This is a genomic window from Mycobacterium venezuelense (genome assembly GCF_054919535.1).
Window position 1 is genome coordinate 78227 of record NZ_JBONDW010000017.1, and the last position, 21224, is coordinate 99450.

The window sequence follows — 21224 nt, forward strand, 5'->3', positions numbered from 1 at the left end:
AGGAGGCGCCGCTAGCGTCTTGGGTAGCCGTTCGGCTAGTTGGTGGCTGGGGCGAAAGGGCGGGGCGATGAGTACCAGAGCGCAGTGGATCAGCCTGTGGTCCACGTTGTTCTTCGCCGGTTTAATGCTCGTGGCGTTCTTCGCGTTTCCCGGCTTCCTGCCGCCCACGTCGCCGCAGATGCCGGCCGACGAGGTCGCGGCATTCTTCGCCGACAACGCCGCGCGCATCCGGTTCTCCATGATCACGTTCAACCTGTGCGCGATCATGCTGATCCCGTTCTTCATGGTGATCGTCGTGCAGATGAAGCGGATGGCCACCCCAAGTCACGTGCTGGCCTACAGCTATATCGGGGCCGTCTCCACCGGCGCCACGATGTTCGCGATCGCCGACATCCTGTGGCTGGTCGCGGCATTCCGTCCGGGTCGCGATCCCGCCCTGATCCAGTTGCTCAACGATATGGCCTGGCTCGTCTTCATCGCACCCGTCGGCATGTTCGTCGTACAGAATCTCTGTCTGGCCCTGGCGATCTGGCTCGACGCACGCGAGCGGCCCGTCTTCCCGCGGTGGGTGGCCGGGTTCAGCGTCGTCACGGCGGTGGCGATGACGCCCGCGGTGTTCGCGGTGGTGTTCCAGACCGGGCCGCTGGCGTGGGACGGCGCGGTGTCGTTCTGGCTGCGGCTCGGTGCCTTCTGCGTGAATGTGGCCGTGTTGTTCTGCGTGGTGTGGGCGGCGGTGAGACGACAGTCCGCCGAAGAAGGTTCGGACGAACCCGCGGAAAACGTTGCCGCCCAGCCGGTGCCGCGATGACCGCGTCGTTGGTGGCGACCGAGAGCACCGAAGGGGTCCACTGGACCCGCCGGCCCAAGGTCGATCAGTGGATCTGCTGGTGGACCATCCCGATCTTCTACCTCATCTTCGGGCTCATCTTCGTGGTGCTGACGCGGGTCATGCCGCCGCCCCGGCCCGACGTCGGGCATGCTGAGATCGTCGCGTTCTTCACCGACCATGGGCTCACCATCCGGATCGGGTTCGCGCTGCTGATGTTCTTCATCGGATTCACCGGTGTGGCAAACGGTCTCATCGCATTGCAGATCAAGCGCATGTCGGTGGCGCCGGTCTTCGCCTACGGTTACGTCGCAGCGTTGGTCGTCGGGGCCGTCCCGGGCTGTCTGATGGCGGCGTTCTCGTTCCTGGCGGCAGCCTTCCGGCCCGACCGAGACCCGCAGATCATCGCGATGCTCTACGACCTCGCGTTGCTGTCGTTCGTCGGTTCGCTGGGCTGCTTCTGCACACAGAACATGGTGCTGGCGTTGGCGATATTCCTCGACAAGAACGATGTGCTGCCGAAATGGCTTGCTTACATGTCGATCTGGATGATCGTCACCGAACTGCTGGCCGGGCCGGTGTTCATCTTCACGTCGGGCCCGCTGGCCTGGAACGGGTCGATCAGCTTCTACCTGGGCACCGTGGTGTTCGTCGTCTGGGAGATGGCGATCATCTATCTGCTGTTCTCGACCATCAAGCGTCAGTCACCCGACGAAGCGATCCAGGACTGAGGCGCGCATGACCGACACCGAGCAGGTGCGGGCGAAAACCCCTGCGGCCACGTCGAAACCGTATCTCGCCGCCGATTCGCACATGTGGGTGTTCGTGCTGGGGGACCTGGTCATCTTCTCGGCGTACTTCGTCATCTTCATGGTCTACCGGTCTCAGCAACCCGAGCTGTTCCTGGCGTCGCAGCAGCACCTGAGCATCAACTTCGGCGTCGCCAACACCCTGTTGTTGCTTGCCAGTTCGTGGTTCGTGGCCCGCAGTGTGCTGGCCACCCGCGACGGCCAGTATCAGCGCGCCATGCACCTCACGCTGTGCGGCGGAGCCTGCGGCGTGTTGTTCATGGCGATCAAGGCATTCGAGTGGTCGGCGAAGATCGGGCAGGGATTCACCTTCCCGAGCAACGACTTCTTCATGTTCTATTACATGCTCACCGGCGTACACGTGTTCCACGTAGCCCTCGGGCTGGTGTTCCTCGGGGTCAGTTACGCCGACCTGCGCAACCCGAAGCTGCGCCGGATCACGATGGTCGAAACCGGTGCCATGTATTGGCATTTGGTCGACCTGCTGTGGATCGTGATTTTCACGCTGGTCTACGTGATGAGGTGAGGCCGTGACTGTCCAGACGACCAGCACCGTGCGCGAGGGACGGTTGGTCACCTACGTATGGCTGGCGCTGAGCGTGCTCACCGTGACGTCCTGGTGGGTCGGGCCGATCCGCGGCGATGCCAGCCCGCAGCCCAGCGTGCCGATCACGATGGTCGTGCTGATGTTGGGATTGGTGAAGTGCCGGTTGGTGGTCCGGCATTTCATGGAGATTCGCACCGCGCCGCGTTGGCTCAAGCTTGCGACCGACGGCTGGCTAATCGCGCTTTGGGCAGCCGTCCTCGCCATCTATCTGTGGTGACTTTCCCTGCGCGTTGCGATAGCTCTATCGGAAGCGAGTGTAGTTGTCGTGTTAGACGGCACGGAGAATATGGCGTGTTTGCGGCAGGGCCGGGATGGATGCCACCGCGCCATTACCACGCAAATGGGCGGCATCGCCGGTGAACCGGGTCGATGCCGGTGGTTTTCCCGAAAACTCGGCGGCCTGGTAGGCGGTTTACCGTCTAGGTTGTCTCAGAGGTAAAGACTTCGTCGTAGTTCCAGCGATTCAGTGGCTCGGCGCCACGGGGGGTCCAAGTCGAGTACCAGGTTCCCTGTGGATGAGCCTGTGCCGCAGGTGTGACACCGAGTAGGTCCCGGACACGGCCTAACGGTCGGTCGAGCAACTCCTCCCACGGCGCCACCGTCAACTTGTCCGCGCGCCGGCCCCGCTCCAGCGCCTGCCGGTAGACGCGCAGCTTATGCTGAATTGAAGCTCCGGGAACTACCGCCGCCATCCCATACCCGATTTGCCTCAGCGGCGCTGCGGGTTCCATCTGGCCGCAGGTGAAACCGATGGCGATCACCTCTCCGGCGAGGTCGGGCCCGTATCCGGTCAGCACATGTACCACGTCATGCAGCGCAGTGGCCCGCATGATGTAGTAGTAGTAGTCCTCATGCCAGTTGTACTTCTCCGCCAATGGACGAACGATGCTGTCCTCGTCGTAAATACCCGCATCGAGCCGATTGGTTGCCAGAAACTCCCGATAGGCGTGCCCGACGCTGCCGACCGGCAGTGTCGCCAGATACGCGTCATCTCGTAGCTTGGCCAGAATATCAGGCTTCTGCTGAAAAACCTTGCGACCATTGGGATGTGCCCGTGCCTGGTGGAACGAACGGCCGCACACTTTGGCGCCGAGGGCCAGGTGAACTTCGAACACTACATTGGGATCGCCCTGGATGTAGCCGCGCCAGCAGGACAGGACCGACCGGATATCGGACTTGCTGGGCACCGTACCGCCTGGGCGGTTATACGTATCGAGTTGCGTGGGTGTGTACACCGACTGACCTCTCGTTTGCCGAACTTGTAAGAAGTGGTCGATGAAGTAGCAAAATTCGACCGCTCCGCAGGGGCGGGATAAACCAGAAAACTCCAAGACGTGGCCGAGATCGCAGAGTGCTTCGGAATATGGCCGTACACCCCCAAGCGCCGGGTCAGATAACGGTTGACGTATTTTCGAAGGCGGCCAACCCCAACTTGTCCGCGTTGTTCCACTCAAGTAGACGGCGAAAAACGGTATCTCTGAACGCCGTAACGTGATTATGTCAGAGGCGGAGTTGCCAGAGAAGGTTATCGCAATCCCTGACCTAAGTCAGTAAAATCACTGCCACCGGACGGCGGGAATCACTGGGGGAGAGATGCACGATCAGGTCGGGATGACGAACCACGGCGCCGCAAAATCAACGATGCGACCGCCAGGGCCGAGTCTGCTCGAACTTGCCCGCATCGCTGCCGGTGACCCGCGCAACGTGGTATACACACTGCTGCCGGAGGTTTCGCGCCGCTACGGCGATGTCGTGAACCTCCCGGTTCCGGCTCCTGGACCGACGATGACCCTGATCAGTCACCCGGACCACTTGGAACAGGTGCTGATACGCAAGCACGAGAACTACCGCAAGCACGAGTCCAGCCGCGAACTCGCCTTCGACGAGCCAACGCCCTTCGGGCTGCTAGAGGGTGAGGAGTGGAAGCGTATGCGGAGGCTGCTGAGTCCTCACTTCCGGGCGAGCGGGCTGGCCGACGCCGGCCCAGGAATGCTCAGTGCCATCACTGATCGAGTCGAGGCATGGACCACGCACGTCGAATCCCGCCGATCGGCCGCTCTGCATGATGAATTGGGTCTGGTCGTCTTGGACGGGCTGCTTCGGAGCATGTTCACCAGCGTGTGGCCGATTGGCCGGTTGACCCGCTGCGTCACCGCGACCCGTGACTACGACCGCTACATGCTTGCCCGGGTGTCCATGGATGCGCTGCCGCACGTCGTCCCGCGACCGTTCGGCAAGCGCGGCAAGGCTGCCAAACGGTTTCTGTACGCGCAGGCCGACCAGATGATCGCGCAACGCCGAAGCGATGGACCGCGCGAGCGGCCAGATCTTCTTGATGCGTTGCTCAATACGCCGTTCCCCGGATCTGCCGAACACCAGTACGCGCGCCTGCGTTCGGAAGTGGTCTCCTTGATGCTGGGTGCGGCGAGCACGACGACAAGCGCGGTGGGCTGGGCGGTGGCACTGCTCTTCGCCGACACCGAGGCGCTGGCGCGGGCCAGAGCGGAGGTAGATGCACTTGACGGTGAGCCGGTCGGCTATCGGCACCTGGCCGATCTTCCATATCTGCAGTGTTGTTTCGACGAGGGGCAGCGAATTCAGTCGTGGGTTCCGATCAATAGGCGGATCGCAATTCAGGATGACGAGATCGGAGGCTATGCCATTCCTGCCGGCTCGCACCTACTGTATTCACCGTATGGAATACACCGGGACAGCAGGTTCTGGAGGAACCCGGAAGAGTTTCGTCCAAGCCGGTTCTTGGATGACAAGATCAACCAGACAGCATTTTTGCCCTTCAGCATCGGACCGCGAAAGTGTATGGGCTACCGAATGGCCAATGCGGCGGCGGTCCTGACGCTGGCATCGATACTTCAGCGCTATGAGCTGAGGCTGCCGCCCAATTGGCGGCCGCAGCACTACTTCAGCCGAGCGATGCAAGCTCCGGTGGGTTCGTCGATGACGCTGACGCGGCGGGTCGCGTAGCGTGCTCGATTATCTGCCACCCGTCCCAGGTCACGTGTGTTTCGACAGGTGATACATCCGGTACACGATATCTCCCGTCGCCACGGCACGATGGAGCCCGTGCCCAGGTGCACCGGCCACCCCTCTGCTGAGTTTGCGCAACAGCAACGGCGTGTGCCGTTTGAATCGTTCGAGTGTGGCGGGTGCGCCCCAAATTGTGTCCAGTCCCCGCAGTATCTCGGCGTTGATATCGCGCCCGGCCAGAACGGTCAGCGGTGAGTCGGCCAGCTGTGCTTCCCATTTCGGTACGTGTTTGCGCTTCCTGAGGTCAACGTAGAGAAGGTGTCCGCCCTCGACGAGCACCCGTGCCGCCTCGCGCAAGAATCTCGCGAAATCCGGGTAGCAGTGCGACGATTCGATGTTCACGACAGCATCGAATGAGGCATCGGGAAAAGGCAGGTCCTGCGCATCGCCCTGAATGAATGTCAAATCCGGCACTTGGTGGATGCGCTTACAGAAGTCGATTCCCCTGCCGTTGAGGTCCAAGCCCGTATACGACGCCGGCCGCAGGTACCGCTTAAGATACGAGGCTCCGCCACCGTGGCCGCATCCCACCTCCAGTACGCGCTTGTCCGTGATGTCGGTCTGGGTGGCCGTGGCGTGGTAAAGCTGGATCGAGGGCCGGTCGGGTTCGTCAGCAAAGTCAAGTGCCAGCCCCAGCGGGGGATCCGTCTCGTAGCCGGCATCGAGGAAGACGGTTCCGTCGCGCTCCAACCGACGGGTCTGTAGCGGATAGGCATGCTTGGCCGAGTACTTCCACGTGATCGGGTTGTAGACGGCGCGGAACACCAGGTCCATGGGCAATCCTACTTTCGTGGTGAGGTCGGTAGCGGAGGACATCGGATCATCGGGAAGGTCAGCTGGCCGCGGTGCAGACGCCCGTGCAAATGAGCCAGTGGGCCTGGCGCCCACCAATTCCATCGTCCGAGTAGCTGCATGAACGCCGGCAGGAGCGCCATGCGGATCAGCGTGGCATCGACGAGCAGGGCGATCGTCAGTCCGACACCGAACATCCGGATCAACGCCACCTGACTGCCGATCTGTGCGGCGAACGGGATGGCCATCAGAAGTGCCGCTGCAGTCACGACCCGACCGGAGCGCGTCACCCCGAGCACCACACTCGCTTCGTTATCCGCTTGTGTGCGTTCCGAGTTCAACCAGTATTCGCGAATTCGGGAGACGAGGAACACCTCATAGTCCATCGACAATGCGAAGGCGAAGCAAAGCAGCGGCACCGGAAGGAATGTCGACAACGCGCCGATTGGCGTCGTGCCGAGGGCTCCGAGGTGGCCCTCCTGGAAGATCCACACCAGTGCGCCGAGGGTAGCCGTCAACGACAGCGCACCTAGGACCAGAGCTTTGATCGGTATCACCACGCTGCCGGTCAGCAAGAAAAGCAGGCCCAAGACCGTCACCGCCAACGTGGCAAGCACCCACGGCAAAGGTTTCGTCACCGATTCGACATTGTCATGATTGCCCTGGGCCAAGCCCGTGAAGAGCACCGACCGCTCGTCCGGCACCGTGACGGCACGGAGTTGTTCGAGTTGAGTATCGGACTCTTCGGACAGCGTGGGCACCGTGCTCGTAATCGTCATCAACACACTGCCTTCGGCTGCGCCGCTCCCGTCGGACGGTGGTCCGACCATCGCGCCTGATACGTAGGTGCCGACGGGTGCGGACACCGCGGACACGCCTGCAACGCCGGACAGTTGTGCCGCGTAGTGATGGAGCGCATCTGGTGGCAGCCCAGCCGCATCCGGAATCACCACCATGACCGCCGACGCTTCATCGTTTGCATAGTCGTCGCGTAACTGGTCGCCGACCTGCCGTGCGGACGCAGACTCCGGCAGCATCCGATCGTCGGGGCTGCCCAGCTTAAGGTTGAGGAAGGGCGCGCCGAGCACGAGCAGCACGGCGATCACCGTGGTGGCGACGGGAATCGGATGACGCATAACGAAACGCGTTGTGCGGTAGAGGATCCTCTCCTCCACCGGGTGGTCGCCCCGCGACGCCCGCCTGATGAGCTTGCGGATGTCGAGTGCGTTCAATCGGTCACCGAGCAGCACGATCGCGGCTGGAGCGACGACCATGGCCGCGACCGCCGCGAAGCCCACTGCCGCGACGCCCGCGTACGCCATTGAACGCAGCATCGGAGTCGGAAACAGTACGAGGGCGAGCAACGACGTCGCGACCGTGATAGCGGAGTAGCACACCGTGCGACCCGCTGCCACCATCGTGTTGACCAATGCGTCGTCTGGGGATCTTCCGTCAGCCAGTTCGTCCCGATAACGGCTGACGATCAGCAGGGTGTAATCCACGGCCAGGGCGAACCCGAGTCCGACACAAAGGCTCAACGCAAACAACGAAACTTCGGTGCCGTATGCGATGAACTTCAGCGCCGCCAATGAACCGACGACGGCCATCACGCCGACCGCGACAGGCAGCGCGGCCGCGACCAGGCCACCAAATACCCACACGAGTACGAAAAAGCTGATCGGGATGGCGATCGACTCCATCAGCAACATATCGCGCTGAGTCTGTTCTTCAATCTGCGAGTAGAACATCGACACACCACCGGCACGTACCCTCACACCGTCCCTGTCGGTGACGACCTGTCGAGAGAGCTCGGTAGCCCGCGCCGCGGCCGTGCCTTCGTCTCCATCAATACCTGCCACGATCAGACCCGAAGATCCGTCTCTGCTGATCAATCTTGGGGCGTCGTGCGCCGGAACCGTCCACGGTGACGTCACTTTGACGACGTGCGGCGAGGCGCTCAACTGGTCGACGATCGACATTCCGACCACACGTGCCGGACCATCCCGTACATCCTGTTCGTCGGAGACAGTGATCATGAGTTGCCACGGGCTTCGTCCGAACTTCGCTTCCAGCAACGCATTAGCTCTCGCAGACTCCGCCCCTGGATCAAATCCGCCCCCGGCGCTGAGACTTTCGGCGACCGAACTCGAAAATAGGCCCAGTATGGACGTCAGCAGTGCTGCACCGATCAATACACGTCTCGGTGCGGTCAAAGCCACGCGAGCGAGTCGCTGCAGCAGGTTCATCCTCACGGCACGACCGGCTGTCAATCCGTCGCCTCATTCCGGTGCGGCCGCAGATCACCGAATCTCAGTGCGATGGCATTCCACGGGTCGGCGCATCGACTGTCCGCGCCGCGGTAGGCCGCCGGGCGCCCCAGTCGGAATGTCACGAGAGGGCGGGGCATGGACCCCATGCCGGCCGCGACGGGAGTGCGGCCATCGGCCACCAACTGCAGCACGACCGCGGGGCCGATGAACCTGAACGCGCCAGTCACCAACACCGGATCAGACATCAGAAGCCAGCGCCGAACCTGTTGTGGTGATGGAGGATCGCCGTGCCAGATTTTCTTCGACCTCTCGGCTCCATACGGAGACCGGGTACTCGGTGTCGAGTTCGAACTCGACGTGGGCCGTCATGTCCGCGGTGACATCCGCGACGTCGACATAGAACTGTTCGTACCATCGCCGCAGTTGGTAGATCGGGCCGTCCTGATCACAGAGCAAGGGGTTGTCGATCTTCGCCTTGTGCAAGAAGATCTCGACGTCCTGTTCGAATCCCGCTGTCACGCCCTCGGCTACCAGAGTGGCGAGTCTGGAGGTTGTTTCGGCGTCGAGCCCCCGTGGCTTCCGCACCGAAACCGCGTTGTGCAGCATGAACGAGTCCTGATCCACCGGATAGTGATAGGCGATCAGGACGGCCTCGGTGCGATATCCGCCGAAGTCATTGTCCAGGTGGGTGACGACATAGGCAGGCCCGTAGTAAGAGGACTCCACTTTGAGGATCGACTTGCCGAACTCCGGTCCGAGATTCGTATCGGCACGTCCCCGGTTAATCAGGAACTGGCGTGCCACGTGACCTTCGAAGACATTCTTGAACGTGGTCGGGAACCCGTCGTGGACGTAGAAAAAGTGCGCCGTGTCAGCCAGGTTGTCGACGATCTCGCGGCTATGCGAGTTATCGATGCGCCACTGCTTGGTCGTCCAGTCGGTCCATTCGTCGCTGTAGGCCGCATCGATCGAGGGAATGGTCACCGCGTCCGGCGGCGGGTTGCCTTCATGGTCGTGCCACAGGTAGAGGAAGCCGTTCTTCTGGCAGGTGATCCAGGCCCTGGTCCGGGCCAACTTGGGAGTCCGTTTGGCATAGGGCACCAAAGCGCAGCGGCCGTCACCGCGCCAGCGCCAGTCATGGAACGGGCATGCGACGGCGTCGCCCTTGATCGAACCGCGGCTGAGGTCCCCGCCCATGTGTCTGCAGTAGGCATCGAGCACCCTCAGCCGCCCGCTGTCGTCCTCGAAGACGACGAGTCTGGTACCGAAGGCCTCGACGGCGTGAGGCTTGCCATCGCGGAAAGAATCCTCCAGGCCCAGACAATGCCATCCCCGGGCATACCTCGTGGGAAGCGCCCCGGTTTCGATATAGCGAACAGAATCCATGTGCCCCCCGAACTCATCCAAACCAAGTGCCGGTCGTCGCGAAATCAATGCGCTCATAACTCCGTTGTGCAACAGACTATTTGGGTGTAGCCTCCCCGCGAGGCGTCCTACGCGGCCGACGACGTCCCTTTCGGGGAACAGGCGTTCGGACTTACCCGTCACCTTCCGTCGGTTGCGGTGTCTCCTGCCCCCCTTCGGACAGGAGCGCGTCGTAATCCCAGTGCGTTCCAGGGGACATCCACGCCGGCGTCCATGTCGCGAACCAGAGTCCAGACGGATGTTCCACGCGCACGGAATTGACACCCAGGAGCGCTCGCACTTCGCCAAGGGGTTTGTCGAGCAGATCCTCCCACGGTGCCGCGGCGAGCTTATCGGCACGGCTGCCCCTTTCGACCGCCTTTCGGTAGACGCGTATTCTGTGACCCAGCGAAGCTCCGGGTACCCATGCCGCCCCGGCGTAGCCCAACTTCTCGAGCGCGCCAGCGGGCTGAGTCTGACCAGACTGGAAGCCTATGGCAAGTACTTCACCGACGACGTCGGGCCCGTACCCCGACACAACGTGCTGGAGGTCATGTACCACGGTGTGGCGCACCATGAAGTAGAAGAAGTCTTCGTGCCAGTTGAGCGCCTCAGCCAGTGGGCGGATGACGTCGGCTTCGTGGAACAGACAGCTGTCGAGCCCGTATGTCGCCATGAAAGCTCGATAGCCGTGTCCCAGCGTCCCGACCGGCAATCCCGCCAGGTATTCATCATCTCTCAGTAACGCGAGAAGATCGGGCTTGTCTCGAATGATATTGCGCCCGTGGGGATGTGCGCGAACCTGATAAAACAGACGGGCGAAGGCTGGAGCGCAGAGCAGGTAGAGGCCTGCGAACATGTGTGCGCCGGTGGGTTTTATGACGTCGAGCGCACTCTGACGCAACCGAGCGGTGCGCCCGATGTTCGGACCGTGCGGCGGGGCCGACCATACGGCGCGCGTGGCACGGAACCAATACCCGGCTACCCTGCGCCACGACCGCTGGTCGGGCACCACCCCGTGTGGATTCGTATATCCGTACATCCGTCACCGCCGCGCGAGTCGGGCGGGCAGTCCGCCGACCAGGCCGGTCGAGATGCGGATCTTGGGTTTGGGTGACCATCCGGGTCGCAGCTCAAGGGTGTAGCGCTGCAGGATCGCGGCCAGCGTCATCAGCCCGTCGATATATGCCATTCGCCAGCCCATGCACTTTCGCGGTCCGATATTGAACGGGATGTAGGCATTTCGGTTGATGTTGCCCAGAATGAATCGTTCGGGTTCGTAGCGCTCTGGCCGAGTCCAGAACCGTGGGTCGTGGTGCAGTCCGTACGGCGAGAGCAGAACGTGCGACTCCTTCGGAATGTGGTAGCCGCCGATCTCGTCGTCATCGCCGGCGGTGCGAATGAGGCCGGGCGAGGCTTGCATGCGCAATGCTTCGTCGAAGCAAGCGCGCAGATAGGTCAGCTGCTCCAGGTGCGCGTAGCGTAAAGGGACGCCGCCGAGCGCATCGACCTCGGCGTGAGCCTTGGTCAGCGCGGCCGGATTCCCGTGCAGCAGGGCGACTGTCCATGCCGCCGACTGCGCCGTAGTCTCGAAGCCGGCGAAGATCAGTGACGACAGTTCGGTGCGTAGCCGGCGGTACCGCTGATCCGGAGATCCGTTGAATGCCATGTCGATCAGTACGTCGAGGAGATCAGCGGATGCCCGCGGCCTGTCCGTCAACCGTTGTGCGATGACCTTGTCGAGTTCACCGAGAAGGGTGGCCTGAGCGGCTTCGCCGCGGCGCTGGAACGGCCGGGGTAGCAGCGCGGGGAACGTCGACATCAGTGCGCGGCTGATCGTGTACGAGCCCAGATCGCGCGCGGCCTCGACGTAGCGGCCGAGGGTGTCGCGATCAAGCACCGTGCTGAACATCGACCGCATCAGCGCGTCCATGACGACCGTTCCGAGTTCCAACTCGAGGTCTATCCACCGATCGCTGCCGAGGTGTCTTCGCCAGTCGTCCATCCCCGCGGCGACGGCTTCTGTCATCGACTCACTAAGCCGTGCAAGGGAACTCTCGGTGAAAAACGGATTGAGTGACTGACGCCATTGCCGCCATTCCTGGCCCTCCAGCACCGGCATCACGTCGGGTTCGCCGACGACGAGTTCATTGGTGAGGTGGTGCCGGACGTAACGGCTGTGGTGGCGAGTCATCACATGGTCGACGTGGTCTGGATGACTCAGTAGGGTCATCGTCCAACCCAGGACGGGAACCGGTAGGTTGGCTACGTCGCCGTGCCTGCGCGCGACCTCGGGCAGTAGGCCGTAGAAGACATCGTGCCGTGCGCTCAACACGGCCAGTTCGAAGAGGCTCGGGCCAGGCGGTCGACCGTAACCCGGCTCTTGATCAGCCGAACCTTTCCGGCGGCCCAACAACACCCTCATAGCCCCAACCTCGGAATCCCCCAGAATCGGCAGTGGCAGGCTTTCCTTAACGCAAAGGTTTACACATCGTGTTTACTGTGTCAACGTCAAGTTCGGCGCATCTCAGAGAATTTGCTGCAGGGTAAGAAGATTGCATTCCCTGTTGGAGAAGTGCCACAAAGACACGTCGCCCGCTGTCATGATGAGTTCTGGCAGAAGGGCATAGGGAGGAACCGGGGGAGGAAACATAAAGTGGGGGAAGGCCAACACGACTTCAAGCGACGGTGGGATTCCCGTCGTCTGAAGGTGTACTTCTGGTGCTCGGTGTTCGGGTTGTTGCTCGCCGGGGTGCCGGTCATTCTTGTCGGGACTGGCTTTTGGCCGATGGAACCGACGGGGCTCGTCTTCGGGCCTGCGCTGACCGTTCCCCTCTACGTCGCGATGGCTGCAGCGTGGTGGGATGCACCGGGTGAGCAGCGCACGACGTTAGAGAAATCGAACGAGTTCCTGTTGGTGTGGATTCCGATCACGGCCTCCAGTCAGATCTTCTGGGAACTCGTCTGGCTGGTCGGCGATCTGTTCGGCTACATGGATCTGACCGAGGAGAACCGGTGGGGCTGGATGTGGTGGTTGTTCGGGGTGGCTGACACTCGGTACCTCACCAGCGACGCCGGCCTCTTCGCGGTAGAGACATTCGTCGTGATCGGCGGAATCGTGCTCCTCGTGCAGTGGCTCCGGCTGTTGGCCGCAGGGGACGACATTGGCAAGCGCATCAACGCGTTGTGGTGGTGCTGCCTCGCCCTCACCAACAATCTCACTGCCTTCGGGATCTACTACGTCTCCGAAGCGCGTGCGTCATTCGAACATCTCGGACAGGGTTTCTGGGGATTTGTCCTGAAGTTCCTGTTCATGAACAGCCCCTGGCTGGCCGGGCCAGCCATCTGCCTTCCGTTCATCGTCAAACAGCTCGCCTACCTGTACCGGATCAGCGGTATTCACCAACAGGTCCGCACGGGGTTCGATTCGCAGGACGTCGATAGACCTCACACCCCGGCGGGCTCGGCGCCCTAGGCGTCCAAATAGTCCCTCGAGTGCCTGCGGCACGCCGGGATGCAATGCCAGCCAATCGGTTTGGCTGGCCACGATATCCTCGGCGACAGGAAGTTCACCAGGTTCTTCGGATCCGACCTTTCGACGTCGGCGGCGTAAACCACGTGACTGTCCATCGAGGAGTTGTTGAGGCGCCCCGACACGTCGGCGATGATGGGCTGATGCTCTTCGGCTCTGCGCATCACAGGGGGTAGACGACACCGGTGAGGTCCTCTGACACCGCCCACAGCCGACGTTGCAGAGTCTGGTCATGCGATTTTCTGGTGGACCGGGCTAGTTTCGGAGCGCCGCGAAACCCGCCAATTCCGTTCGGACCATAGTACTTCCCTCCGCGCACCGTAGGGGCGGTGGCCGCGAGCAGGGTGGGCAGCGCACCGGCGGCGGAGGACTGCGCCAGGAGTGGAAGGAACGGTCGCACGACACCGGGTAGGTGACGCATCATATCGGTGTTGGACAGGCCCGGATGGGCGGCCACCGCGATTGTAGGTTCGTTCCTGGCGGCCAACTGACGCTGAAGTTCGTAAGTGAACAGTAGATTGGCCAGCTTGGACTGAGGGTATGCGGCGCTCGGGTCGTAATGGCGCTCCCACTGCAGATCGTCGAAATGGATTGCGGCGCGCCGTTTGTGTGCGTTGCTGGCCACGGTGACGATGCGGGACCCCGGGACCGGCAGTAGGTGGTCGATGAGCAGTCCGGTCAGCGCGAAGTGGCCGAGGTGATTGATACCGAACTGCACCTCGAATCCGTCCGAGGTGACCTGTCGAGTCTCTCTGTTCATGACGCCGGCGTTGTTGATCAGCAGGTCGATCCGCGGGTAGGCGCGGCCCAATTCGTCGGCGGCGCTGTAGATTGACGCCAGGGACCCCAGGTCCAATTCCTGTACGGCGACCTTAGCGGCGGGCTCCGCGTTGGTGATTCGGGTAGCCGCGGCGGTTCCTTTGGCGGTGTCGCGCACCGCCAGGACGACGTGTGCGCCGTGCGACGCCAGCGCGCGTGCGGTGTCATAACCCAGGCCCGTGTTGGCTCCGGTGACGATTGCGACCCGGCCGTTCTGGTCGGGGATGTCGGCTTCCGTCCACTTCTGCGTAGCCATGGGTACGAAGATACGGCGTTCGAGAGGTGCCAGTGGCCGGAATTAGCCAGTGCTGCTGGACGAAACCCAAGGCACAGCATTTGGTTCGATGAGATCTGTCGGTCGGAATCTCGATGGTACTTCTGTCGCTCACCGGGATCGAGTCGGCAACCGCGCCGACGCCGAATGGAACCACATCACGTTGAGGAGATGTACGGCTGGATGACCCGAGGTGTACGCGTCGTCGCGATGCACGTAGCTCCGCGTGGACCACCACCGGGAGCCTGCGCATCGACACCGGTGTGTACGTGTTCGGTATGGAGACATATCAGGTCGTATGACCAGTGCGCTTGCGCTCCCGTGAACCGGTCAGGACACGCTGGAAGGTTGAGCCGCAGGCAGCTTCGTGATGAAGCCCAACTACGTCGCCGATTCGGTGGCCGACCCGCCGGAGCGGCTCGCGGTTTATGACTCCGAGACCGGCCGGGACGAGCTATGCATTCAACAGCTCCTCGAGGGACTGCGGCACAGCCTCTGCCAGTTCCCAGATGTCGGGGATCAATGTCGGGCAGCCCACGAAGCCGATCCCGACTGCATCGTTGAGGGTCGAGGCGGTGATGTTGAGCCCGATCTGGTTCACAATCGGTCCGAACGGATAGTTGACAACGATCGGTGCACCAAGAATGTGCTCCTGAAACCCTCGTACGTTCGAGAACGTCAAATTGACGGGTGGCTGTCGCTTTCCGATACCGGTTTTGGCAAAGAACCACACCACATTTCGGAAGATAGTTGGCACCAGCTGTGCCCAATCCTCGAGAAGTGCCGAACCGATGGCCGAAATGTGTTCCTGCCCAATCGAATTTGTTTTCGCTATGTCTGCGACCCGTTCTAATGGATCGGCTTGGCTGGTGTGAATGGAACAAAACATCGGCGTGAGCTGATTGCGAGCCGCTCTGGTCGGATCGTAGTGCGACACCGGAATGCCGGCAACCAGGTCCTTGTCGGGCAGTGCTGATCGTGCCTTGAGATATCGAACGAGCGCACCGGATACAACCGCGGTCAGTACGTCGTTGGCCTTGACGCCGAACTTGCGCTTGGCGGCCTCGATATCTTTCAACTCGATCCGAACGTAGGCAACCTCGCGGGTGGAATCGATGTCGCCATTGAACGGGGTTCTGGGAGCGATAAACCAACTGCTCATGGCCCGTCTCAACTTTGCCCGCCGGATTGTTCTCGACAGCGCCACCACCGTTCGCGGCAACACACTGGAGAGGAAGAACCACGGACGTCGAACAGCCTGCCCCATCCCCTGTATCGCAACCTGTCGGGCGGTCCATTGCCCGAACCCACCGGCTTGTTTCGCCGGAGGGGCCTCGTCATACAGCTTGGCCCACAGGTCGCCGGAAGTAACCCCATCGGCGAAGACGTGGTGCGTGCGGACAAGCACAGCGATGCGACCACTGACGCAGGGGTCGACACCCGACATCCCCTCGATGATCGTGATGTCCCATAAGGGCTGGCTGCGGTCCATGGGTTCTGCTACCAGACGTGCCGCGACTTCGCACAATTCGATGTGGCCACCCGGTGCGGCGACTTCGATGCGACGCACGTGCCGGTCGATGTCGAAATCAGGGTCATCCACCCACGCCGGTGTACCTAAGTTCAGCCGGGTGTCAATCAGCTTGGCGCGGAACTCGGGCAGCAGCTGTGCGTGCGCGCCCAACTTGGCGCGGAACGTCTCGAAGCTGTAACCGCCGGGTAGCGCGGACACATCGAGTACTGCAAGCGAACACGAGTGCAACGGCTGTGCGGCGATTTCCATCCGAAGAAATGCCGTATCGATTCCAGCGAGCCGATGGATGGTCATAATGCCTGCACGCCCCCGCCCGAACTCACGATTCCGAGTCTCGTTAACGGAGCCTCGTCATTGCGAAGCAGTGAATCATGTCAACGTGCGGTTCGCAAGGAGCTGTCCAGATCCAGTGTCAGACAGAATGGTTCGAGTTGGGGAACGATTCACCGGGTAAATAACTATTCGCGGTTTTCGGGAGGCCTGACGGATTCATAGCCCCCAAGGCGCAATGGCGGCCTGTGGATATGCCCGTCGTCGACGGGGGTTCTACGTCGGAGTTGCGGGCGTTCTCGAGATTCACGCCACCGGACCCGCTGCGCCGAGCGGATCTATGTGTGGTGACGTTACCTGGACGGGCAGGCGCGAAAAATGCTAGCAGCAGGTGATCGTCACGTCTGTTCGCGCAAGGGAACTCGCGCAAGGATCTACAGCGACAGGATCGTGGCCGACGCGGTGCCGGGCGCCCCGTACACCTGAGCCAGGCCGACACGCGGATTGCCGGGCACCTGGCGGTCGCCGGCTTCGCCGCGCAATTGGCGCACCAGCTCGTGCATCTGGCGCAGGCCCGACGCGCCGATCGGTTCACCGTTGGCGATGAGCCCACCGTCGGTGTTGACCGGGATCGACCCATGGATCTCGGTGGCGCCGTCGGCCAGAAGTTTCTCTTGTTCGCCGTCGGCGCACAGTCCGGTCTCGGCCATGTGGATGACCTCGGCGCCGGCGTCGGTGTCCTGTAACTGGGCGATGTCGACGTCCTCGGGCCCGATGCCCGCGGCCTCGTAGGCGGCCTTGGCGGCGTACACGGTCGGTGAGGCGTCTTCGTCGAGTGGGGCAGAGGTGGCGTGCACCTCGTAGGCGCCGAATGTGCGGGTGCGAATCTCACTGGCCCGCACGTACACCGGCTTGTCGGTGTAGCGGTGCGCGATATCGGCACGGCACATGATCACCGCGGCGGCGCCTTCGTCGGGTGCGCAGAACATGTACTGCGTCAGCGGATAGTTCAGCACGGTCGAGTTCAGGATCTCGTCGACCGAAATCTCCTTGCGGCGGAACGCATTCGGATTCAGTGCGCCGTTGCGGAAGTTCTTGTTGGCCACGCGCGCCAGCGTCTCCTGCGAGATGTTGTGCTTGTGGATGTAGTGGTTGGCTTTCATCCCGAAGAACTTCGTGGTGACGAACTGGCCGTTCTCGGCATACCACTGGGGGAGGGCCAGCTTGGCCGGATCGTCGGTGAACGCCCCGCGGGGGTGCTTGTCGAGACCGATCGCGATGCCGATGTCGTACTTGCCCAGCCGGATCGTGTCGGCGGTCTGCTGGATCGCGCTGGCTGCCGTCGCGCACGCGTTGAACACGTTGGTGAACGTGATGCCGGTCAGGCCGACCAGCCGGGTGACCGCGTCAGGGTTCGAGACCTCGTAGCTGCCGCCGAATCCGAACTGGATGTCCTTCCAATCAAGCTTGGCGTCGGCGAGCGCGCTCTCGATGGCCTCCGCGCCCATCTGCATGGCGGTCTTGTCGAATCGTCCGAAGGGGTGGATGCCGACTCCGATGATTGCGACGTCGTTGGTCATTTGTCGGTCCCTTCCGGGGTGAAGGCGAAGGTGATGATCTCGTTTCCGTCGTCGTCGGTGGTGAACGGGATCATGGTGAGTTCGACGTGTTGGCCGAATTGCAGTTTGGCGGGGTCGTTTTCGGTGAGTCGGCCTTCGACTCGGATGGTGTCGCCGAGTTGGACCAGGCCGACGCCGAAGGGGACGAAGTCTTTTCCGGTGGGGCCTTTGTAGGGCGGTCCGGGTGGGAAGCCCTGGGTGGTCCAGGCGATGAGGGTGCCGCGGCGGGGCAGCAGGGTCTCGGTGGTGTTGGCACTGCTGCAGCGGGGGCAGCGGGCCTGGGCGGGGAAGGTGGTGGCCGAGCAGTCGGCGCAGCGGCTGCCGATGAGCTGGGGGTTCTCCTCGGGCCAGGTGGAGATCTCCGGCGCCAGAGCTTTCTGTGTTGACACGTCGCTGACGATAATGGGAAATGCAATTCTCGTCTAGTGAGAACCGACTGCCAATTAGGCTGCACGCATGGGTTTCGACAAGTCCGTCCTACCCGGGACGGTCTGCCAGATCGGCTATGTGGTGCCCGATCTCGATGACGCCATCTCCGGCTGGCTCCAGATGGGCGTCGGCCCGTGGTTCGTCATCCGCGGGCTGCCGCAACGGGTCACCTTCCGCGGCAAGCCCTGTGCGGTGACGCTGTCGATGGCGCTGTCCAACAGTGGCGATCTCCAGATCGAGCTGATCCAACAGCTCGACGACACCAGGAGTGTCTTCACCGAGTTCCTCGACACCACGGGCGGTGGGTTTCACCAACTCGCCTATTGGGCACCGGATTTCGACGGCGCGATGGCCAAGCTCGACGACGCGGGCTGGCCGAGGGTGTGGTGGGGCGGTGAAGGGGACGGGGTGCGTTTCGCCTACTTCGAGCCGCCCGCCGGGGCGGCCATCGTCGAGATCATGGAACTGACCGACGCCTCACAGGGCATGGCCACATTCGTGCGTCAGGCCGCGGCGCGGTGGGACGGCAGCGACCCGGTCCGCGAACTGACCGCCGGCTGACGCGCGAGTGGCCACTTACGGCACGCGAATCCCGAAAGTGCGTGTCATAAGTGGCCACTCGGCGGGGACTGTCATTTCCCGCGGTTCATCACCTTGTCGGCGGCCGCCCAATGCGCGTCGGCGACCCACAGGCGCGCGAACGCGGCCACCGCCTCGGTGGTCGGCACACCGGCCATCACGCGCTTGATCTCCCCGGCCGGCCTGCTCGCGAGCGAGCGTGCGATGGCTCGCCAGCCGTCGGCGAACTCGGCGCGCGGCAACACCTGGTCGATCAGGCCGAGGCGCTCGGCCTCGGCGGCGCCCAGTATGCGCCCGGTGCCGGCGAGCAACAGCGCCCGGCTACCGCCGACCAACTTGGTCAGGCGCTCCGCGCCGCCCCAGGCCGGCATGATCTCCAACGCGACCTGATTGAAGCCGATCTTGATGTCGTCGGCGGCGATCCGGATGTCGGCTGCCACCGCCACTTCGGCGCCGCCGCCCAGGGCGTGGCCGTTGAGGGCCGCGATCACCGGTCCAGGAAACCCGGCGATGCGGTCGCAGATCGCGCGCATGCGCCACGCCATCGACGCCGCCTCGAGCTCGGTGCGCAGGGCGGCGAGTTCCTTGAGGTCGCCTCCGGAGACGAAGGCCCGGTCGCCGGCGCCGGTGATCGCCAGCGCGCGCGATCCGACGGCGCCGTCCAGCGCCTTGTTCAACTCGTCCATGGTGTCGAGCGAGATGGCGTTGCGGGCATGGGGCCGGTCGATGGTGACGACCGCCAATTCACCGTCGAGTTCCAGGTCGACCATCAATCGTTCTCCAGTTCCGGTATTGGCATTCTCGCTAGCTGAGAATAGCATCACCGACGTGCGCGACATCCCCGTTGAGCTGACCAAACGGTACGTCGAAGAAGGATGGTGGACGCCGGAGACGCTCGGCCAGATACTGGCCGACGGCTTGGCGGCCAACCCCGACGCCGCGTTTCACGTCCACTCCGACGTGCGGCCGTACGCCGGGACCTTCCGCGATGTCGAGCTGATCGGCCGCCGACTCGCCGCCGGACTGCGCGATCGGGGCGTCGGACCCGGCGACGTGGTGGCGTTGCAGCTGCCGAACTGGATGGAGGCGGCGGCCGCATTCTGGGCCTCGGCGTTCCTCGGCGCCGTGACGGTGCCGATCGTGCACTTCTACGGGCGCAAGGAACTCGGCCACATCCTGGCGACCGCCGAGCCGAAGGTCTTCCTCACCACCGAGCGGTTCGGTCGCATGACGTTTCATTCCGACCTGTGTGCCGAGGTGCCGATCGTCGGGCTCGTGGGCCAACCGTCGTTCGACGAGCTGCTCGCCGACGAACCCATGGCAGGCACCCTCGCCACCGATCCGGCCGCCCCGGCGCTCATCGCATTCACCTCCGGTACGACGCGCGATCCCAAAGGTGTTGTGCACAGCCATCAGACGCTCGGCTTCGAGACGCGCCAGCTGCTGGAGAACTACCCGCCGGACCGGGGCAGGCAGCTCACTGCGACGCCCGTCGGACACTTCATCGGCATGCTGGGTGCCTTTCTGATCCCCGTGCTCGAAGGTGCGCCCATCGACCTGTGCGACGTATGGGATCCGGGCAAGGTCCTCAAGCTGATCGAATCCGACGGCTTGTCGATCGGTGGCGGGCCACCGTATTTCGTCACCAGCCTGTTGGACCACCCGGATTGCACACCCGAGCACATGGCCCATTTCAAGACTGTCGGCCTGGGCGGGTCCACCGTGCCCACGGCGGTCACCCGGCGCCTGGCCGATCTCGGGATCTTCGTGTTCCGGTCTTACGGCAGCACCGAGCATCCGTCGATCACCGGCTCGTCCCCGTCCGCACCCGAGGCCAAACGGCTGTACACGGACGGCAATCCGCGTCCGGGAGTCGAGATCCGGCTGGGCCCTGACGGCGAGATCTTCAGCCGCGGACCGGATCTGTGCCTCGGCTATACCGATGACGCGCTGACCGCCAAGGTGTTCGACGACGAAGGCTGGTACCGCACAGGCGATGTCGGGATTCTCGACGACGACGGCTACCTGACGATCACCGATCGCGCCGGCGATCTCATCATCCGCGGCGGCGAGAACATCAGCGCGCTCGAGGTCGAGGAGGTGCTGCTGGCCATGCCGCAGGTGATCGAGGCGATCGTGGTCGCCGCCCCGGACGCGCGGCTCGGCGAACGCGTCGCCGCGGTGCTGAGGATCAAGTCCGGTCAGGCCATGCCCACGCTGGACCAGGTGCGGGCGCACTTCGAGAACACCGGGGTCGCTCGGCAGAAATGGCCGGAGGAACTGCACGAGGTGCCGGAGGGTCAGGACTTCCCGCGGACGGCCAGCGGCAAGGTGCAGAAATTCCGCGTCCGCCAGGCCGTACGGGAGTCGGCCGCCGCGGGGGATATTGCGACATCCGTACAATGAGAATACGAT

Annotated in this window: 19 protein-coding genes; 8 read left to right on the forward strand and 11 right to left on the reverse strand. The window is 63.0% G+C overall.

Annotated features, from left to right (window positions below; genetic code table 11):
- Positions 1-67: 67 nt before the first annotated feature.
- The 4 genes from ACRCUN_RS24920 to ACRCUN_RS24935 are packed head-to-tail and all read left to right on the forward strand — an operon-like array spanning position 68 to position 2459.
- Positions 68-808, forward strand: coding sequence for a hypothetical protein (locus ACRCUN_RS24920; RefSeq protein ID WP_462144297.1), 741 nt, complete (start codon positions 68-70; stop codon positions 806-808).
- Positions 805-1557 carry a hypothetical protein gene (locus ACRCUN_RS24925; RefSeq protein ID WP_462144298.1) on the forward strand — a complete coding sequence of 251 codons (753 nt, stop codon included), beginning with the start codon at positions 805-807 and terminating at the stop codon, positions 1555-1557. The genes ACRCUN_RS24920 and ACRCUN_RS24925 overlap by 4 nt, the downstream gene beginning before the upstream one ends.
- 7 nt (positions 1558-1564) lie before the next feature.
- Positions 1565-2161 (forward strand): cytochrome c oxidase subunit 3, encoded by a 597-nt coding sequence (locus ACRCUN_RS24930; protein WP_462144299.1) that lies wholly within the window; start codon positions 1565-1567, stop codon positions 2159-2161.
- Between the two features lie 4 nt (positions 2162-2165).
- Entirely contained in the window at positions 2166-2459 is a 294-nt protein-coding gene (locus ACRCUN_RS24935; RefSeq protein ID WP_462144300.1) for a cytochrome C oxidase subunit IV family protein, read from the forward strand.
- Positions 2460-2661: 202 nt separating this feature from the next.
- Here the strand turns inward: ACRCUN_RS24935 and ACRCUN_RS24940 are convergent, their stop codons facing one another.
- Positions 2662-3429: a Coq4 family protein gene (locus ACRCUN_RS24940; protein ID WP_462144301.1), complete on the reverse strand. Its 768-nt coding sequence runs from the start codon at positions 3427-3429 to the stop codon at positions 2662-2664.
- 454 nt (positions 3430-3883) lie between these two features.
- On the opposite strand from ACRCUN_RS24940, the gene ACRCUN_RS24945 reads away from it, so the two are divergent.
- The gene (locus ACRCUN_RS24945; RefSeq protein ID WP_462144371.1) at positions 3884-5224 is read left to right on the forward strand and encodes a cytochrome P450; all 1341 of its coding nucleotides are present in this window, start codon (positions 3884-3886) and stop codon (positions 5222-5224) included.
- Between the two features lie 30 nt (positions 5225-5254).
- On the opposite strand, the gene ACRCUN_RS24950 is transcribed toward ACRCUN_RS24945, so the two are convergent.
- The 5 genes from ACRCUN_RS24950 to ACRCUN_RS24970 form a co-directional block, all read right to left on the reverse strand.
- Positions 5255-6061, reverse strand: coding sequence for a phthiotriol/phenolphthiotriol dimycocerosates methyltransferase (locus ACRCUN_RS24950; protein WP_462144302.1), 807 nt, complete (start codon positions 6059-6061; stop codon positions 5255-5257).
- An 8-nt stretch (positions 6062-6069) separates the two neighbouring features.
- On the reverse strand, positions 6070-8325 hold the full coding sequence (locus ACRCUN_RS24955; RefSeq protein WP_462144372.1) for an MMPL family transporter: 2256 nt from the start codon (positions 8323-8325) through the stop codon (positions 6070-6072).
- A 261-nt stretch (positions 8326-8586) separates the two neighbouring features.
- Complete coding sequence (locus tag ACRCUN_RS24960) at positions 8587-9735, reverse strand: 3-ketosteroid-9-alpha-monooxygenase, oxygenase component (protein ID WP_462144303.1); 1149 nt, start codon at positions 9733-9735, stop codon at positions 8587-8589.
- A 151-nt stretch (positions 9736-9886) separates the two neighbouring features.
- Positions 9887-10795, reverse strand: coding sequence for a Coq4 family protein (locus ACRCUN_RS24965; RefSeq protein ID WP_462144304.1), 909 nt, complete (start codon positions 10793-10795; stop codon positions 9887-9889).
- 3 nt (positions 10796-10798) lie between these two features.
- Complete coding sequence (locus tag ACRCUN_RS24970) at positions 10799-12178, reverse strand: cytochrome P450 (RefSeq protein WP_462144305.1); 1380 nt, start codon at positions 12176-12178, stop codon at positions 10799-10801.
- 231 nt (positions 12179-12409) lie between these two features.
- Between ACRCUN_RS24970 and ACRCUN_RS24975 the strand changes: the two genes are divergently transcribed.
- Positions 12410-13228, forward strand: coding sequence for an Emopamil-binding protein (locus tag ACRCUN_RS24975; protein ID WP_462144306.1), 819 nt, complete (start codon positions 12410-12412; stop codon positions 13226-13228).
- Positions 13229-13448: 220 nt separating this feature from the next.
- On the opposite strand, the gene ACRCUN_RS24980 is transcribed toward ACRCUN_RS24975, so the two are convergent.
- From ACRCUN_RS24980 to ACRCUN_RS24995, 4 genes are all read right to left on the reverse strand, one after another.
- Positions 13449-14360: an SDR family NAD(P)-dependent oxidoreductase gene (locus ACRCUN_RS24980; protein WP_462144307.1), complete on the reverse strand. Its 912-nt coding sequence runs from the start codon at positions 14358-14360 to the stop codon at positions 13449-13451.
- 472 nt (positions 14361-14832) lie between these two features.
- A complete protein-coding gene (locus tag ACRCUN_RS24985) occupies positions 14833-16206 on the reverse strand; it encodes a WS/DGAT/MGAT family O-acyltransferase (RefSeq protein ID WP_462144308.1) in 1374 nt (457 codons plus the stop codon).
- Between the two features lie 410 nt (positions 16207-16616).
- Complete coding sequence (locus ACRCUN_RS24990) at positions 16617-17762, reverse strand: thiolase family protein (protein ID WP_462144309.1); 1146 nt, start codon at positions 17760-17762, stop codon at positions 16617-16619.
- On the reverse strand, positions 17759-18202 hold the full coding sequence (locus ACRCUN_RS24995; protein WP_462144373.1) for a Zn-ribbon domain-containing OB-fold protein: 444 nt from the start codon (positions 18200-18202) through the stop codon (positions 17759-17761). Before ACRCUN_RS24995 ends, ACRCUN_RS24990 begins: the two co-directional genes overlap by 4 nt.
- Positions 18203-18257: 55 nt before the next feature.
- Between ACRCUN_RS24995 and ACRCUN_RS25000 the strand changes: the two genes are divergently transcribed.
- On the forward strand, positions 18258-18791 hold the full coding sequence (locus ACRCUN_RS25000; RefSeq protein ID WP_462144310.1) for a VOC family protein: 534 nt from the start codon (positions 18258-18260) through the stop codon (positions 18789-18791).
- Positions 18792-18862: 71 nt separating this feature from the next.
- Here ACRCUN_RS25000 and ACRCUN_RS25005 read toward each other — a convergent pair whose 3' ends face one another.
- Positions 18863-19579: an enoyl-CoA hydratase/isomerase family protein gene (locus ACRCUN_RS25005; protein ID WP_462144311.1), complete on the reverse strand. Its 717-nt coding sequence runs from the start codon at positions 19577-19579 to the stop codon at positions 18863-18865.
- Positions 19580-19637: 58 nt separating this feature from the next.
- Between ACRCUN_RS25005 and ACRCUN_RS25010 the strand changes: the two genes are divergently transcribed.
- Positions 19638-21215, forward strand: coding sequence for an AMP-binding protein (locus tag ACRCUN_RS25010; RefSeq protein ID WP_462144312.1), 1578 nt, complete (start codon positions 19638-19640; stop codon positions 21213-21215).
- Positions 21216-21224: the final 9 nt, after the last annotated feature.

Excerpts from the sequence above, each read along its gene's own strand:
- ACRCUN_RS24990 (WP_462144309.1), bottom strand. The coding sequence starts at position 17,762 with ATGACCAACGACGTCGCAATCATCGGAGTCGGCATCCACCCCTTCGGA.
- ACRCUN_RS25005 (WP_462144311.1), bottom strand. The coding sequence starts at position 19,579 with ATGGTCGACCTGGAACTCGACGGTGAATTGGCGGTCGTCACCATCGAC.
- ACRCUN_RS25000 (WP_462144310.1), top strand. The coding sequence starts at position 18,258 with ATGGGTTTCGACAAGTCCGTCCTACCCGGGACGGTCTGCCAGATCGGC.
- ACRCUN_RS24970 (WP_462144305.1), bottom strand. The coding sequence starts at position 12,178 with ATGAGGGTGTTGTTGGGCCGCCGGAAAGGTTCGGCTGATCAAGAGCCG.
- ACRCUN_RS24925 (WP_462144298.1), top strand. The coding sequence starts at position 805 with ATGACCGCGTCGTTGGTGGCGACCGAGAGCACCGAAGGGGTCCACTGG.
- ACRCUN_RS24960 (WP_462144303.1), bottom strand. The coding sequence starts at position 9,735 with ATGGATTCTGTTCGCTATATCGAAACCGGGGCGCTTCCCACGAGGTAT.
- ACRCUN_RS24950 (WP_462144302.1), bottom strand. The coding sequence starts at position 6,061 with ATGGACCTGGTGTTCCGCGCCGTCTACAACCCGATCACGTGGAAGTAC.
- ACRCUN_RS24985 (WP_462144308.1), bottom strand. The coding sequence starts at position 16,206 with ATGACCATCCATCGGCTCGCTGGAATCGATACGGCATTTCTTCGGATG.
- ACRCUN_RS24930 (WP_462144299.1), top strand. The coding sequence starts at position 1,565 with ATGACCGACACCGAGCAGGTGCGGGCGAAAACCCCTGCGGCCACGTCG.
- ACRCUN_RS24955 (WP_462144372.1), bottom strand. The coding sequence starts at position 8,325 with ATGAACCTGCTGCAGCGACTCGCTCGCGTGGCTTTGACCGCACCGAGA.
- ACRCUN_RS24945 (WP_462144371.1), top strand. The coding sequence starts at position 3,884 with ATGCGACCGCCAGGGCCGAGTCTGCTCGAACTTGCCCGCATCGCTGCC.
- ACRCUN_RS24980 (WP_462144307.1), bottom strand. The coding sequence starts at position 14,360 with ATGGCTACGCAGAAGTGGACGGAAGCCGACATCCCCGACCAGAACGGC.
- ACRCUN_RS24920 (WP_462144297.1), top strand. The coding sequence starts at position 68 with ATGAGTACCAGAGCGCAGTGGATCAGCCTGTGGTCCACGTTGTTCTTC.
- ACRCUN_RS24965 (WP_462144304.1), bottom strand. The coding sequence starts at position 10,795 with ATGTACGGATATACGAATCCACACGGGGTGGTGCCCGACCAGCGGTCG.